The following is a 15,626-nucleotide window of genomic DNA, read 5'->3' as shown; positions in this document are numbered from 1 at the left end:
TTTTTATTCCTCCGCTAATAAATTTTTTAAAAGTAACACTCTTTCATTCCAAAATTTCTCGTAAAAGGATACCCAATCTTTAATTTCCCTTAAGGGGGCTGCATTTAGTCGATACCTTGTTTCTCTACCCACTTTACGGTCGGCAACTAGACCAGCTTCTTTAAGGATAGCCAAATGTTTAGATACAGCAGTACGCCCCATTTGAAATTGAGCAGTTAATTCGTGAAGAGGTAACTCTTCTGCCTCCGCCAACAAACCTAACAATTTACGTCTTGTTGGGTCAGCGATGGCTGCATAAACATCACGCTCTTGATTTTTCTCGCTCAAAATCCCCCCTCCTTTTAAATTGGACACCAATTGGTGTCTTTATTATAGGACACCAAACAGTGTCCAGTCAATTTTTATTTTTGACATAATCGCATTAATTCTATTCTCCTATCATCAAGTATATAGGTGCCCTCTTTAAGGAATTAACGCCTCAAGTCCTTCATTCTCTGGTTGAAAAGATCACTTGTAATAACTATGACACTGTCGATATTCATTACAGCTTTGATAATCCGCTTCAAGAAATGTAAAAAGGCAACACCCAAATTGGGTTAGTTGCCTCTTTGAAAAATGAGTTGCGAGATACATTCAACATCCAGAGTGTATGTGGCAACACATGGGTGTTGGTGAGTTACTTTGATAAATAATACTAAATAAAAAAACAAGCCAGCTAATATTACACTGGCACGTCCATTATACTTGCTTTTCTTATTGTCTCATATGGAAAATAACATTTGTGTCTACAGCAAAATTTTATTCTTATTGAATCCAATCACTACCATAATATACCCGTGAAATACTAATCAAAAAGTAATGTACCAATGCGAACAATCCAGGATGGATTTTCTACTAATTTGTCTTCTTCCTTTAACCCCTTAAGTATGGCAACCCATTTGCCTTCACTTTGACCAGTTTCTACCTTTTGTTTCTGAATCTTTCCTTTTTTATGTACATATACATAGGTCGATTTTCCAAAGCCCATGATGCTCGTTTCAGGAACTGCTAACAACTGCTTTGACTGTACTATTACATCAAGCGTGGTATTGTAGCCAGGATATAGGCCCTTTTGTGAATCTATACTTGCTTTAAAGGAATAGTATGGACTAGTTTCTTGTTGTGTATCTTTATCCTTTTTTGCAGTTGTTTTATATGTAGGATAATTACTAACCTCCGCAATTTTCCCTTTCCATTTCTTATTTGCTACTACTTTAGAAGTTACTGTAATAGATTGGCCTGATGAAATTTTTGCCTTTTCTGCTTCTGTGAGCTTTCCTTCAATTTGAAACGGATCATTAGAAGCGATTTGCATGATTGCTAGTTGCTGATTTTCTTTTGCTCGAAAACCTTGACCTACATTTTGGTTCAGGTTTGATATTACACCTGCAGTGTTGCTGATGACAGTTAATGTTTCGAGCTCAGCTTTTAGCTTTTCAGCCTGCAACGTATTTTTTTCTACATTGAGTTCTGCTGTACGGAGCTCAGCTTTTGCTTTATTTAGTTCAGCTTGAAGTGACTGGATCGTGATAGCTTTAGTAGCTATGTTAGCTGAATCAACTGTATCAGTTGTATCAGTTGTATCAGTTGTATCAGTTGTATCAGTTGTATCAGTTGTATCAGTTGTATCAGTTGTATTGGTTGTATCAGGTGTAGTGGTTGACTCAGCTTCTCGTATATCCTGCTCTAATGAAGTGATTTGCTCTTTCATCTGAGTAACACTTGTTTCTGCTAGCTTTTTATTTACTTCTGCTTGTCCTAGCTCAGCCGCGACTGTTGAGCCTTCATAAGAAAAGAGCTTTTGTCCCTTTGTAACTATTTCCCCTTCTTTTACAAAGATCTCCTGTATAGATCCTTTTGTTGCATTTACATAAATCGTTTCAGCATGACTTTGTACAACACGACCTGACACTGTTTTTGTTTTAGTAAATTTTTTTTCTGTTTGATTTATTAACACTAACGGCTTAGATTTACTTTTTTTAACTTCTATTACAGCTATGCTTAACATCACAGAAATGAATAAAAGAACAAGGATCCCAAGTAAAATCCATTTCTTTTGCCGCGAGGTACGTACTTGTTCATTTTCTATACCAATTCTTTTTGCTGTTTCCATAACCCTACCCCTTACTTAATAGATATATAGCGAAGTGTTTAATCGAACTACTAATATCTATTGTCCATTTTTAATAATAAAGTTACAAGGAGTAATTTTTAGAAAATTAAATATGTTATTCATACCTTAGCCCGAATACAGGGCTAAGGCTGCTTAATAAATAACATTTTCATTACTTTCTACTTGAAAGAAGTAGGTCTAAGGGTTAGTTGCCTTTCTTTAAAATAAGTTGCGACACGCACTCAACATGTGCCGTATGCGGGAACATGTCCACTGGCTGGATATATTTTACTTCATATTTCGCGCTTAAGTTCTGAATGTCCTTAGCCAAAGTTGAAGGATTACATGAGATGTATATCAACTTTTTTGGTTCTGCCTGAAGGATGGTTTGGATGAGCTGCCCCTCTAGGCCTGTTCTAGGTGGATCGACTACAATAACATCTGGCTTCCAACCCTTTTTGACCCATTTAGGAAGGACCTCTTCTGCCTTGCCAGGCACGTATTTAGTATTGGTAAATCCGTGGCGCTTTGCGTTTTTCTTCGCATCCTCAATCGATTCCGTGATGACGTCCATCCCACGGACTTCTCCCGCCTCGTCAGCGAGCCATAATCCAATGGTTCCCACTCCACAATAGGCATCCACTATTTTTTCTTCGCCAGTCAGTGCTGCTGCTTTTTTCACTTCATTATAAAGCTTTACAGTTTGCACAGGATTTAACTGGAAGAAGGTCCTTGCCGAAAGCTCGAATTGTAAGTCTCCCAATGTCTCTTGGATGAAATCTTCACCCGCTAACGGGAGTGTTTCCTCTCCAAAAATAAGGGAAGTTTTTTGCCCATTAATGTTCTGGACAATAGATTTCACATGGGGTAGACGTTTTTGGATTTCCTGAATAATAATATCCACTTTCGGCAATTCTTTTTGTGTAGTTATCAGAACTATTTGAAGCTCCCCTGTTTGGATGCCGACACGAGTGACAATGGTCCGGATAATACCTTTTCTAGATTTTTCATTATAAATGGGAATTTTTAATTCCTCTAAAATCCGCTTAACTTCAGATGTTGCTTCATTTGTTTGCGCATGCTGCACAGCACATTCGTCAATATTAATCAATTGATGGGAATTAAGGCCATAGAGTCCGGCTAATACCTTGCCGTCGATTGCCTTGACTTGAAAACTGCTCTTGTTTCTGTATCCCCACGGATCTTCCATCCCAATTGTTTCACGGATGTCGAGCTTGTTGATGTCGACTTTCGTATGGCGCTCAAGTGATTGAATGATAATATCACGTTTTTCCTTAAGCTGTTGATCGTATTTCAAGTGCTGTAGCTGACATCCTCCACATTGATCATACACTGGGCAAAGCGGCAGGACACGATGCGGGGATTTAATGCGGATTTTTTTGATTTTTGCCTCAGCAAACTTAGGGTTAATCTTCGTTGCCTCTACGACAACTTCTTCACCTGGAAGAGCTCCCGGTACAAAGACAACCTGCCTTTTAAAATAGCCCACACCTTCCCCATTAATGCCGAGCCTTTTAATGGTAAGCGGAAAGGTTTGATTTAGTTCTATTTTGATGTTTTGATCAGTTTTCATCTATTTCACTCCAAATTATTATATAAAATCAAAGAAGCTAAGTTACTGTACCTTCTTTACAGATAGTTTCATTTTAATTTTCCCCGTATTATAGCATGATTTACATAGAAAAACCGAATCTCCATGATTCGGCATTGATAACTATTGATAGCTTACACCTTTCCCAAGTAGCTTCGTGTGATATTTGGTAATTTTATTTGCCCATTATTACTATATTTTTCGAATAAGTTTGATAGGGCGGTTATAAAGAGGTCATACTCCACATCCGTCTTTTTCGGAGAATAGGAAGCGGACAAATATCTTCCCAGAAATCCTTCAAAATCTAATTCCAAGTCATTTCGAAAACTTTTAAAATCATAAATTCCATCTTTAAAAAATTGATGATAAACTTCCTGAGTTTCGTCCATCCCGCCGCTAAAACCTTTAAAATTCGGACAATACTTTTGGCAAATCTCTTCACTTTCCTTGTTTAAATCACTTGATGCATCTCGACTATTCCACACAAGCGCAGCCTTTGCATCTAGTTTCAATATCCGATTACATTCCAATTTGAATTTGTCTTTTTCGAACCAATGAAATGCTTGTGCCACCGTCACTAAATCAACACTTTTATCCTGCAAAGTGGTTTGTTCAGCCTCACCTTTTACCGAAATAAACCGGGTATTCTGTTTTAACAATTGTTCTGCTTTCTCTCTCATATCATCGTTTGGTTCCACACCAATAACAGTTACGTTTCTTTCAAGTAATTGCCTGCTGAATATACCGGTCCCAGATCCAATATCCGCTATGATCGAATTCTCATTTAACTTAGTTGCTTCGAGTAAATATTGTATATATTCATCCGGATAACCTGGGCGATATTTTGCATAGACTTCTGCCTTGTCCGTAAATTTTTCTGTTGATTTCACTATACCCCCTCCTCCTGGATAATATTGTATATTATAAAATGAATCATTAAAAGGCGAATTTTTGAATAAATTCGCCTTTACCTTTGATTATTTTTTCTCCGGAAACTTATCCAAGCTTTTGAACTTGTAGCCTTTTTTCTTTAAGTCCTGAATCGCCTTTTCAAGTGCATCGGCATTGTCTTTTGAAACAGTGTGTAATAGCAGTATACAACCGGGATGGATTTGTCTCATGATATTGTCGTAGGAATATTGCCAGCCTTTTTGCTGGTTCACATTCCAATCGACAAAGGCAAGGGACCAGAAAACATGTGTATAGCCCTCTTCTTTAGCAATTTGCATCGTTCTCTCGCTAAAGACTCCTTTTGGCGGGCGGAGATATTTCATTTCCTTTTGGCCCGTTAATTCTTTCGTTTTAACGCGGACCTTTTCCAGCTCTTCACGTATCCTTTCGTCACTTACAGCTGTGAGGTCTGGATGATGCCACGAATGGTTACCAACAATATGCCCTTCTTTTACCATCCTTTTAACTATATCCCCTGCTGAGAGCAAGTAATGTCCAGTTACAAAGAATGTTGCAGGGACCTTTGCCTTTTTTAAAATATCAAGAATCTGAGGGGTATAGCCTTGTTCATATCCGTTATCGAAGGTAAGGTAAAGCGTCTTTGAATTAGGGTTACTTTTATAAAAAGCCCCGTATTTTTCGATCAACTGATCAAGTTCAGCCCCTGCTTCTGCTGGCTGTTCATTAACACCCTTTATAAAGCCCCAATGAACCGGCTGATTGGAAACTGCCGCATATGTACTCTGAGGTATCAAAACGAGCAGCATACTAAGGATGCACAATAATCTTTTCATCCATGTTCCCCCTATTTTTGTTTATATTATTGTTTGCTTTTAGGTGGAAAAACATGATTGGTGAAAAAAGGAAATGTTGGTTGGTGGTAGATTCGACCTTTTTTTGTACCAGTTTGGGGAAGGTTTAGTTTTGGTAGAAATGATATGGTCGATCTCGAAGATGGCAAGAGAAGAAATTTCCGTATTTCAGGATTACTAAATGAGGAATTTATCAGCAAGAAATAATCGTTAATACCATAAATGGATGCTTCTTTTGAAAATAAGAGACATTCAGGGCATATCCATTTTGACCTTCTATAATCCATGGGGACGTATAAACATCTTGGGCATTGCACTCCTGTGATTAGTTCGTCTTCTGTAATTTGAAAAAAATTAAGAATATCAATTTTTTGTGGAGTGTGTTGTGTTTTTAAAAGGTTAATCACTTGATTAAGATGCTTTTGATTTAACTTTTTTTCAGTATACTTTTCCTCTAATTCATCTACTTTTTTTAATAAATCATATGCTCTGATGACTTTTTGCGCTGCTTCTTGATAGCCTGGATTGATTATGATTTCGGTAGAGGGTTTACAAACTGTTACAAGATTTTCGATGGGGATAGGAGGTATTTTAAATTTTTCAAATAAATATCTTAATAAAATTTTATGTCGATTTACTTGAGCAACTGGATTTTCATAAACATCTCTATTGTCTCCATATTCATGAATCAATTGATTTATTTCGAAGCGTAACGTTCCAGAATGGTTTTTAGCATCAAGGATTAATATTAATTTATTTGAAAGTAGAAGCGTGTCAATTTGGAAGAGAGTATTACCTATGGGGAGGCGGAGACCGTAAAAAATATAATATTTGTGTTCCGGAATTTGGTCCAGATAATATTTGATTGTTTTTTCTCCATTGTATCCGGATCTTAAAATTCTAATTTTGGCCTTTACATCCTGCATCTTTCTATGATTATCTGCTATCCGTCTTTCTAAAGCCTCAGCTTGTAGTAAAAAGGTGGGTGGGGTGAGTTCCATTTCAATCAAGATTTATTCCTCCTTTGTATTTAATAGTATATTTTCAATAGAAATCCTAATCCACCTCCGCTTTTTCAGTAGTTGATATGACATTTTTGTGTCTATTTTTGCTCCTTTGGAAATTCCCCATAAAATTTAGAATAATAACTGGGAATCAGCCAAAAAATCCGTATCTTTATTACATAATTTTGGGCACTTACTACATATTTTCAGGCTCTTACTACATCTTTTACGAAACTTACGACATTTCCTGGATATTTTTTGGTAATCCCCTCAAACTTCAGATACTTATTACATATTTTTTGGCACTTTCTACATATTTTCAGGCTCTTACTACATCTTTTACGAAGCTTACGACATTTTCTGGATTTTTATCCCATATACCTTTTTACAATCTACTTCTCCAGACATAAAAAAAGGATAGACGCAATACCTCACGTCTATCCTCACAACACTATATCCTTATTTAAAAACCGGTTCCTTAAACTGGGCTAATTTTTCTAAGGAAGATTTATCTACGTCGGCGTGCAAGCTGTTTCCGTGCGAGTCCATGGTTACTACGGCTGTGAAGCCCTCTACACGTAGATGCCACATCGCTTCTGGAATACCAAATTGCATTAAATCGACACCCTCCACAGATTTAATACAATCTGCATAATACTGGGCCGCACCGCCAATCGCATTCAGGTACACACCTCCGTGCTCTTCCAACGCCGCCAATGTTTTCGGGCCCATCCCGCCTTTACCGATGACAGCGCGGATTCCGAACTTCTTCATGATATCGCCTTGATAAGGCTCCTCCCGAATACTTGTTGTCGGGCCCGCAGCTTTAACATGCCACTCACCAGCGTCATCCTTCAACATTACCGGACCGCAATGATAAATAACTTGTCCATTTAAATCAACTGGTGCCTCGTGATCACTTAAATACTTATGAATTGCATCACGGCCTGTGTACATCATGCCGTTAATTTGAACGACATCTCCAACTTTAAGGGCACGGATCTGTTCTTCGGAAATTGGCGCCTCAAGCGTGATAACACCCTCAGATGTAGCTGCTGTTTCCTTCGCTGCTTCTCCCTCAGCAAAATCAATGAATTCCCCGTCTTGGTACATCCATTCGTTAATTTCGCCTGTTTCCGAGTTCACACTTACACCTAAACGGCGGAATGCCCAGCAATTGTAGGCAACAGACACATAAAAGCTTGCTGGAATACGATTCATCACACCGACTTTACAGCCTAAAAGAGTTGCCTCGCCGCCAAAGCCCATGGTGCCAATTCCTAATTTATTTGCATTTTCCATAACATACTCTTCTAACTTGCGAAGTTCTTCATTTGGATTCACATCTTCCACTGAGCGGAATAACTGCTCTTTGGCTAAATCATATCCGGAGGAACGGTCGCCGCCAATCCCAACGCCAATAAAGCCAGCACTGCAGCCTTGTCCTTGTGCTTGATATACGGAATGCATGACACACTTACGGATTCCATCAAGGTCCCGTCCAGCGCGTCCTAGACCATCTATTTCACATGGTAAGCTATATTGAATGTTTTTATTTTCACAACCGCCGCCTTTTAAAATAAGACGTACGTCGATATAGTCTTTTTCCCATTGGTCAAATTTGATAACCGGCACCCCTGCACCAAGATTATCACCACTATTTTCACCTGTGAGTGAATCAACCGAGTTCGGGCGCAATTTTCCTTCTTTTGTTGCTAAAACAATGGCATTGCGAATCGCTTCTTTAATTTCTAACTGGTTTACACCAACTGGCGTTTTGATTTTAAAGGTTGGTAAACCGGTATCCTGGCAGATCGGTGACACTTGATCGTCAGCCATTTTGATATTGTTTGTAATCGTCGCAAGGCTCATCGCCGCACTTGTTCCAGCGTTTTCTATTTCCTTCGCTCTTTTAACGGCCCGGCGTACATCCTTAGGAAGCTTTGTTGATGTTTCAACGACTAGCTTGTACATGCTTTCTTGAAATTTAGAAATATTCAATTCGAGTACCCCTCTCCCTATGTTCTCCAATAATCTTTTTCAATTTTCGACTTTTTGCACGTTTATATTATACTCCTATACCCTCTAGAATTAAAGGATTAGCTTGCAACCGTTGCCATGTTAATCGTGAAAAAACCATGTAAATATTGGATAAGAAAACTCCTCCAAGAAAAAAAAGAGCCTGTTGATTAAACAGACTCACTCACTTCGCGATTATTAAATTCTCTGCATTTTGATTCCATATCATCTAACATTGAAATTAAGCGGTCAATATCTTCAAGATCCGTATCTTCAGGATCAATGGCATCGAGCACGTCAATGAACATGTTTAAACGTTGTTTTAAAAAATTCACTTGTGTATTTTTATCTTCAATTGGATTACCCAAACTGATTCACTCCTTTTCGTTAACGTTCTCATCCTACCGAAAAATTTATACTTTGACAATCGATTATTATTATTTTGCCCTATTTTTTAAAAATAAGGCTGTGTTCCTTGGCTGTTGATTTCCGCTCCAGGCGCGTGCGGTTCGCGGCGGTCCGGGGAGCCTCCTCGGCCCCGTCCTCCCGCAGAAGTCTTCGCGCCTTCCGCTCCAATCAACGTAGGCTTTAAATCATCAATGAACTTAACCATAGCCAAAAATAAATAGACTCCTGCAAAGAGGAGTCTCTACAAATCATCTTGGTCTTTCAGATGCGGCAAATCCAAAGGAAACATAATCCTGTACTGGGATCCATGCACCAATTCCTTGGGACGTGACATTTTTAATTACAATAAACTTTTTGCTTCCTTTTAGCATTAAGTAGACTTCACCGTAGGTTACTTTTCCTTTTTCATTCACACCTGGTGCATAAGCGTATAAGTAGCCTAGGCGGTTAGGAGGGATGTTATAAATATGATCATTCTTTGTTCCTGCTCCAATAATCGTATCAAACGAAAGTGGAAGATTCGTTTTTTCCATCGCTTTTAATAGCATCATTTTTTTCACATCTTCGGCATTGGCGATTTTAGCCGTTAGGCCGCCTCTGATAATTTTTTGGGACTCCTGAACATACTTAATCTGATATGGCACCTTGCCGCCACGATTATCGAAATAATTGGTGTTAATTTTTTGGAACTCCCAATTAGGGGAGGTTTCCGTTGATTCATAATTTAGCGGCCACTGGCCTAAGTAGACAATGGCACGATAACCTATTGCAAACGGTGTGCTATTAATACTCGATTCATTCAGCATCCGGATTAAATCAGGATTTTCGATCTTGACCTTTGAAGAGTTGATTAATTTTTTTGTCAAATCACTCGGCTGTAATAATGGCAAGTTCTGTGTCGAATTCGGGTAAGTATTTTCCTTGGTAATATTCCGAACCGAAGCTGGTACTTGATATTTTACCAAGACTTTTTTCACTGGGCCCTTTTGCGCGTAGGCTGACGGAATAAAAGTTAACATTAATAGCAGTGTCATAAGAACAGAAATATTTTTCTTCACGAGTTAGACTCCCTTCACAAATAGCATTAATCAGTCTGCTAGTAGTTTTTTCGGAGTTGATAAATTTTATCCATCCAAGCAAGTAATTTCAATATTTCGCCTGAAGTCGGACCATTAATTTCTCAAAAAATGGAAAAAATAATTGAATGGCAGGACCTACGGTAAAAGTGATAATAATGGTCCCGTATGAAATAGGTCCATTTAGAAAAAATGCTGGAATTAAGGCTGTAATTTCACCAATCGTTTTCGCTACCATTAAATTAACACGGAAACGTTCCTTGATTGCCAACATAAAATTATCGATTGGACTTTGCGGGAATTTAGCTTGGATATAAATGGATGCACCAAATCCAATAATCAAGATGCCCATCAATAACATTCCGATTTTCCCCATAAGTTCGTTGACTTCAAATAATTCAAAAACAGTGCCTAGCCAAAAATCGACTAAGGAACCAATAATAATAATAGTTAGTAATGAAAGCAGATCCGGTCTTTTTTTTAATAAAAGAGAAACAACGATGACTAAAACCGCGCCATCAATCATCACCCATTTTCCCACTGATAACCCAACCTTTTCAGTTAGGATTACATTAAGTGCGTCCCATGCTCCTACACCTATATCGGCTACTTCAATGGTCATACATACTCCGAAAGTCATCATAGCCAAACCTAAAATAAAAAATAAAAACCTAATTAATAATTTCATTTGTGGCTCCTTTTAGGGGAAAAGTAACATAAATGTAATAATCAGAACATTTACAAAATTACAATTTCATTATATAATATACTTAATCTATCAAGTAAGGAGGGCTGTAATCAATCTGCTATCCATTTACCTAATTAATATTAAGGAGGTTGGGATTCCCGTCTTATATGAGATTCAACACTCGTGTTCATGTATCTAAATAAACATGAAGGTTGGTGATTGATGGCCCAAAGAAAAGCGATTGATACTTAACCCTACAAAAAAGTTATTTTATTATGATAGTCCAGGCAAGATGATTAACTCCGTACATGGAAGAATTTAAAAATAGTATATATTTCAAAGGAGACTCTAATCCATTAGGCTTAGAGTCTCTTTAATGTAAATTTAGAGTAAGTAAAAACCAATTCCCATAATCAAATAGGCTGCCAGTAAAGTTAACCCTTCAAACCAATTGGATTCTCCATCGTTGGAAATGACAACCATAAGGAGCACCGATGAAACCATCGCAATCAATTCCTGCCAGCTAAACAGAAGCGGCATCGTGGTATTAAACAAAAGAGAGATAAGAACAAGGACAGGTAAAACAAACATCGCCACTTGTAGGGTAGAACCGATCGCGATTTCCACCGCAATATCCATTTTGTTCTTAAATGCCATGACAATAGCAGAAGCGTGTTCTGCGGCATTACCAACAATTGCCACGATAATTACCCCGATAAATAATTCAGACCAACCAAGAGTATCCCCTACATATTCAAAGGTATGAACAAGACGCTCGGAAATGTATGCGACCGCCAATGTAGCGATGAAAAGAACGGCGATGGCCTTTCCTTTACCCCATTCTGGTACTTCTTCCTCATGAGCCACTTTTTCAGTACTGGGCTGATACACGCCTCGATGGGTAACCAACTTAAAAAATAAGGCTGCTAGATAAAGGACAATCAGAATGACCGATATGCCGACACTTAAGGAAAGTGTTTTTGTCTCATTCATATTCATCGAAAAAACCTCTGGAATAACAAAGGCGATTATAACAGCAAACATAAGTAGTCCCGAATTGTGACGTGCATCGTACACATTAAATGTCTGCCTCTTAAATTTTAATCCTCCAATAAAGAAAGATAGTCCTGCCACAAGTAGTAAATTGCCTAACACGGAACCCGTTAATGAGGCAAGAACAATACCAACAAGTCCTGCCTTCAACGAAAAGATAGAAATAATAAGCTCAACCGCATTTCCAAACGTGGCATTTAACAAACCGCCTATCCGTGGCCCCGCCACAATCGCAAGACTTTCTGTTGCCCTCCCCATAAAACTGGCTAATGCAACTATGGTTAAACAGTAAATAATAAATAAGATGATATTTGACCAGTGCATAAGCGAGCCAATAACTGAAAGTGGCACCCCAATAAGTGTCATAAGCATAAAAATCTTGTTCACCGTATTCCCTCCATATTCTCGGATTTCTAATATATATATTTTTTCCTTTTGTACCCTAATTTACCTAAACTAATCATAAAAGTCTAGGGAGTTTGTTCACTTGCAAATGGCGGATTTTCTCGTTACCATCATTTAGGAACTATTTAAAAATATTTGAATAAGGAAGTTCTATGAATATTAATAACCTTCGTTTTTGGATTCTTGTTAGTATTGTTGCCATATCTGGTTTTTCGCAAGGCATGCTGTTGCCACTCATCGCAGTAATTTTTGAAAAAAGTGGCGTTTCACCTTCTTTAAATGGCTTAAATGCTACAGCACTTTATATTGGAATTCTACTTGTGTCCCCTTTCATGGAAATGCCTCTCAGAAAATACGGTTATAAACCGGTTATTATCTATGGTGGCGGGCTCGTAATTGTTTCACTTGCTTTATTTCCATTATGGGAGACATTTTGGTTTTGGTTTGCACTCCGATTACTGATTGGCATTGGCGATCATTCCCTCCATTTTGCCACACAGACTTGGATTACTTCCTCCTCCCCAGCTGCAAAGAGGGGACGTAATATTTCTCTGTATGGTCTGTTCTTTGGGATTGGTTTTGCCTCCGGGCCATTAATGACACCATTAGTAAACGTAAATCAATCACTGCCCTTTATTGTTTCCTCGATTTTATGTTTTATTGGCTGGGTCTTTGTTTTTACTCTTAAAAATGAACTGCCTGAACAAGAAGTTGGGATCAATTCATTCCTAGCCACAATCAAGCAGTTTAGAAAGGCATTAAAATTTGGATGGGTTGCTTTCTTACCCCCATTCTCTTACGGCTTTTTAGAATCCTCCTTAAACGGAAGTTTTCCTGTCTACGCATTAAGAATGAATATAGATGTATCCAGTGTTTCAATGGTGTTATCTGCATTTGCAATCGGCAGTATTATTACCCAGCTTCCGTTAGGAATTATAAGTGATAAGTATGGGCGCAAAAATATCTTAATAACTATTCTTTTTCTTGGTTTTTTCAGTTTTACAGCTGCAAGTTTTTTTGAACATTCCTTTATTGGGCTGTTTGTAGCTTTCCTCATTTCTGGGATGATAGTCGGTTCGACCTTTTCGCTTGGCATTAGTTACATGACAGATTTAGTTCCAAAGAACTTGCTATCGACAGGAAATTTGTTATGCGGCATTTTTTTTAGTCTAGGCAGCCTAAGTGGTCCAATCATCGGGGGATTGTTCATTAAATTCACAGAAAATGTGAGTTTCTTCTATATCATTAGTACAATGCTTTTGATCTTATCAATTATCATTTTTGCTTTTGGAAAAAAGACTTACTTGGCTTTTGAACAACCAAATTCTTAATCCACGATTGTGGAGCAAATTCATATCTAATGCATAAAATATGTGGTAAGATGAAAGAAAATAAAGAAAAAATTAAGAATTGTTGCTGTCATCCCTTTGATGACAGCTTTCGTATTTTTTAAGGGGATTGATTTTGATTATTCTTATCAACTAGGAAATTGAGAGGGGGAGATCCTATGAATTCAGAAGCAAAGACTCTAACAAAGAGTATTCACAAAGTAGGTTTCTTAGAAAAAATCAAACCGCATGCAGAATTGATTGCTGCTGGATTAAGCGGTGGATTCATTGCTGCTGGCTGGTTATTGGATAAGTACGGAGATGGAGCAGATTCCATTATTGCTTACCTGCTGGCATTTGTAATTGGCGGGTTTGCCAAGGCTAAAGAAGGCATTGAAGCCACTTATGAAAATAAAGAATTAAATGTGGAAATGCTAATGATTTTTGCTGCCATAGGTTCAGCAATTATTGGTTACTGGACAGAGGGTGCCGTTCTAATTTTCATTTTTGCTGTAAGTGGAGCATTAGAAACCTATACCATGAATAAAAGCCACAAGGAAATTTCCTCTTTAATGAAGCTTCAGCCCGAGGAAGCCTTGCTCATCTCAAGTGGTTATGAAAAAAAGGTTCCTGTTTCAGTGCTTCGTGTCGGTGATTTTATTTTAATTAAGCCTGGGGAACGAGTTCCTTCTGATGGAATCATCATCAAAGGACAAACGAATATCGACGAAGCAGCTATTACTGGTGAATCCATGCCGGTTTCAAAAGGAACTGAGGAGGATGTTTTCGCGGGCACCGTTAACATGACTGGTTCAATTACTGTTAAAGTGACAAAAGCGAGTCATGATACCCTCTTCCACAAGATCATACAGCTTGTTCAATCAGCTCAAAGCGAGAAATCACCCTCACAGCTGTTTATTGAACGTTTTGAAGGAACCTATGTAAAAGTAGTCCTATCCGTTGTTTTATTAATGTTTTTCCTCCCACACTTTATGTTAGGCTGGAGTTGGCAAGAGGCCTTCTACAGAGCAATGATATTATTGGTGGTTGCATCCCCATGTGCCCTTGTTGCTTCTATTATGCCGGCCACTTTATCCGCCATATCAAATGGAGCGAGACATGGGATATTGGTTAAAGGTGGGGTTCATCTTGAAAATTTAAGCCATCTAGGGGCCATCGCATTTGATAAAACGGGAACACTTACCAAAGGGAAACCAGAAGTATCTGAAGTGATTGTTAAGGAAGGTCTTGATCGAGAGGACCTTATTTGGAAAGCTGCTTCAATTGAAAGCCATTCTAACCATCCGCTTGCAACCGCGATAGTGAATTATGTTAAATTGAGCATTAATAAGGACCTCCTTTATCCAGAAAGTCTTGAGGATGTTCCAGGCTGGGGTGTTAAAGCGACAATTAACGGTGAGAAGTGGAAAATTGGTAAAGCTGCCTTTATTGGCAATAATCATGTTGAAAAGTTTGCTGAAGGTAAGGCAAAGGATCTTGCAAGTCTTGGCAATACACTTGTATACATTGAAATAAATGGTGAACTGAGTGCGATCATTGCCATGAAGGATGTAGTTCGCAAGGAAACAAAACTTGCCATTGATCATTTAAAAAAGCAAGGTATTCATACGGTCATGCTTACTGGGGATAGTGAAAAAACAGCACGAGCGATTTCCTCTGAAAGCCATGTAGATGAATTTTTCGCCGAATGCTTACCTGAGGTAAAAGTAGAAAAACTTAAGGAATTGAAAGAAAAGTATAAAACTGTGGCAATGGTAGGTGACGGGATTAATGATGCACCTGCGCTAGCAATTGCCAATGTCGGTATTGCCATGGGCGGAGGAACTGATGTTGCCCTTGAGACTGCTGATATTGTCCTCATGAAAAATGATTTGCCGCGAATTGCCGAGGCCATCGATCTTTCCAAACGCATGAACAGAATCATTAAACAAAATGTGGTTTTCTCCATAACTGTAATCATGATCTTGATCGCATCGAATTTCTTTCAGATGCTCGATTTGCCATATGGAGTAATCGGTCATGAAGGCAGTACCATTTTAGTCATTCTAAATAGTCTTCGATTACTTAAATAGTGAAATACCGGATGAACATTCATCC

Annotated in this window: 13 protein-coding genes; 2 read left to right on the top strand and 11 right to left on the bottom strand. The window is 38.3% G+C overall.

What is annotated here, in order from left to right; all coding sequences use genetic code 11:
* Positions 1–3: 3 nt before the first annotated feature.
* The 11 genes from CCK98_RS06400 to cax all read right to left on the bottom strand — a co-directional run bounded on the left by CCK98_RS06400 (position 4) and on the right by cax (position 12,147).
* Complete coding sequence (locus CCK98_RS06400) at positions 4–327, bottom strand: helix-turn-helix transcriptional regulator (protein WP_088085816.1); 324 nt, start codon at positions 325–327, stop codon at positions 4–6.
* 517 nt (positions 328–844) lie between these two features.
* Complete coding sequence (locus tag CCK98_RS06395; protein ID WP_088085815.1) at positions 845–2,152, bottom strand: efflux RND transporter periplasmic adaptor subunit; 1,308 nt, start codon at positions 2,150–2,152, stop codon at positions 845–847.
* 205 nt (positions 2,153–2,357) lie between these two features.
* Positions 2,358–3,746, bottom strand: coding sequence for a 23S rRNA (uracil(1939)-C(5))-methyltransferase RlmD (gene rlmD / locus CCK98_RS06390; RefSeq protein ID WP_088085814.1), 1,389 nt, complete (start codon positions 3,744–3,746; stop codon positions 2,358–2,360).
* A 152-nt stretch (positions 3,747–3,898) separates the two neighbouring features.
* Entirely contained in the window at positions 3,899–4,654 is a 756-nt protein-coding gene (locus CCK98_RS06385; RefSeq protein ID WP_088085813.1) for a class I SAM-dependent methyltransferase, read from the bottom strand.
* Between the two features lie 87 nt (positions 4,655–4,741).
* A complete protein-coding gene (gene pdaA / locus CCK98_RS06380) occupies positions 4,742–5,509 on the bottom strand; it encodes a delta-lactam-biosynthetic de-N-acetylase (RefSeq protein ID WP_088085812.1) in 768 nt (255 codons plus the stop codon).
* Between the two features lie 26 nt (positions 5,510–5,535).
* Positions 5,536–6,528 carry a nuclease-related domain-containing protein gene (locus CCK98_RS06375; RefSeq protein ID WP_256942533.1) on the bottom strand — a complete coding sequence of 331 codons (993 nt, stop codon included), beginning with the start codon at positions 6,526–6,528 and terminating at the stop codon, positions 5,536–5,538.
* 462 nt (positions 6,529–6,990) lie between these two features.
* Complete coding sequence (locus CCK98_RS06370; protein ID WP_088085810.1) at positions 6,991–8,532, bottom strand: fumarate hydratase; 1,542 nt, start codon at positions 8,530–8,532, stop codon at positions 6,991–6,993.
* Positions 8,533–8,720: 188 nt separating this feature from the next.
* Complete coding sequence (locus tag CCK98_RS06365) at positions 8,721–8,918, bottom strand: SE1561 family protein (protein WP_088085809.1); 198 nt, start codon at positions 8,916–8,918, stop codon at positions 8,721–8,723.
* 288 nt (positions 8,919–9,206) lie between these two features.
* Positions 9,207–10,016, bottom strand: coding sequence for a YfkD famly protein (locus tag CCK98_RS06360; protein WP_088085808.1), 810 nt, complete (start codon positions 10,014–10,016; stop codon positions 9,207–9,209).
* 88 nt (positions 10,017–10,104) lie between these two features.
* The gene (locus tag CCK98_RS06355) at positions 10,105–10,722 is read right to left on the bottom strand and encodes a YitT family protein (protein ID WP_088085807.1); all 618 of its coding nucleotides are present in this window, start codon (positions 10,720–10,722) and stop codon (positions 10,105–10,107) included.
* Positions 10,723–11,106: 384 nt separating this feature from the next.
* Positions 11,107–12,147, bottom strand: a complete 1,041-nt coding sequence (gene cax, locus CCK98_RS06350; protein WP_088090326.1) for a calcium/proton exchanger — start codon at positions 12,145–12,147, stop codon at positions 11,107–11,109.
* Positions 12,148–12,332: 185 nt separating this feature from the next.
* Here cax and CCK98_RS06345 point away from each other — a divergent pair, with 185 nt between their 5' ends.
* Positions 12,333–13,511 carry an MFS transporter gene (locus tag CCK98_RS06345; RefSeq protein ID WP_088085806.1) on the top strand — a complete coding sequence of 393 codons (1,179 nt, stop codon included), beginning with the start codon at positions 12,333–12,335 and terminating at the stop codon, positions 13,509–13,511.
* Between the two features lie 176 nt (positions 13,512–13,687).
* Positions 13,688–15,601, top strand: coding sequence for a heavy metal translocating P-type ATPase (locus CCK98_RS06340; protein WP_088085805.1), 1,914 nt, complete (start codon positions 13,688–13,690; stop codon positions 15,599–15,601).
* Positions 15,602–15,626: the final 25 nt, after the last annotated feature.

Source organism: Bacillus sp. OV166 (assembly GCF_900177675.1).
In the GTDB taxonomy this organism is placed as follows: domain Bacteria; phylum Bacillota; class Bacilli; order Bacillales; family Cytobacillaceae; genus Neobacillus.
Note: the sequence above shows the minus strand (reverse complement) of the source record. Positions and strands in the feature narration are given on the sequence as shown.

What these genes read in the sequence shown, in the direction of transcription:
- rlmD (WP_088085814.1), bottom strand. Translation starts at nt 3,746, where the DNA reads ATGAAAACTGATCAAAACATCAAAATAGAACTAAATCAAACCTTTCCG.
- pdaA (WP_088085812.1), bottom strand. Translation starts at nt 5,509, where the DNA reads ATGAAAAGATTATTGTGCATCCTTAGTATGCTGCTCGTTTTGATACCT.
- CCK98_RS06345 (WP_088085806.1), top strand. Translation starts at nt 12,333, where the DNA reads ATGAATATTAATAACCTTCGTTTTTGGATTCTTGTTAGTATTGTTGCC.
- CCK98_RS06375 (WP_256942533.1), bottom strand. Translation starts at nt 6,528, where the DNA reads ATGGAACTCACCCCACCCACCTTTTTACTACAAGCTGAGGCTTTAGAA.
- CCK98_RS06340 (WP_088085805.1), top strand. Translation starts at nt 13,688, where the DNA reads ATGAATTCAGAAGCAAAGACTCTAACAAAGAGTATTCACAAAGTAGGT.
- CCK98_RS06395 (WP_088085815.1), bottom strand. Translation starts at nt 2,152, where the DNA reads ATGGAAACAGCAAAAAGAATTGGTATAGAAAATGAACAAGTACGTACC.
- CCK98_RS06355 (WP_088085807.1), bottom strand. Translation starts at nt 10,722, where the DNA reads ATGAAATTATTAATTAGGTTTTTATTTTTTATTTTAGGTTTGGCTATG.
- cax (WP_088090326.1), bottom strand. Translation starts at nt 12,147, where the DNA reads ATGCTTATGACACTTATTGGGGTGCCACTTTCAGTTATTGGCTCGCTT.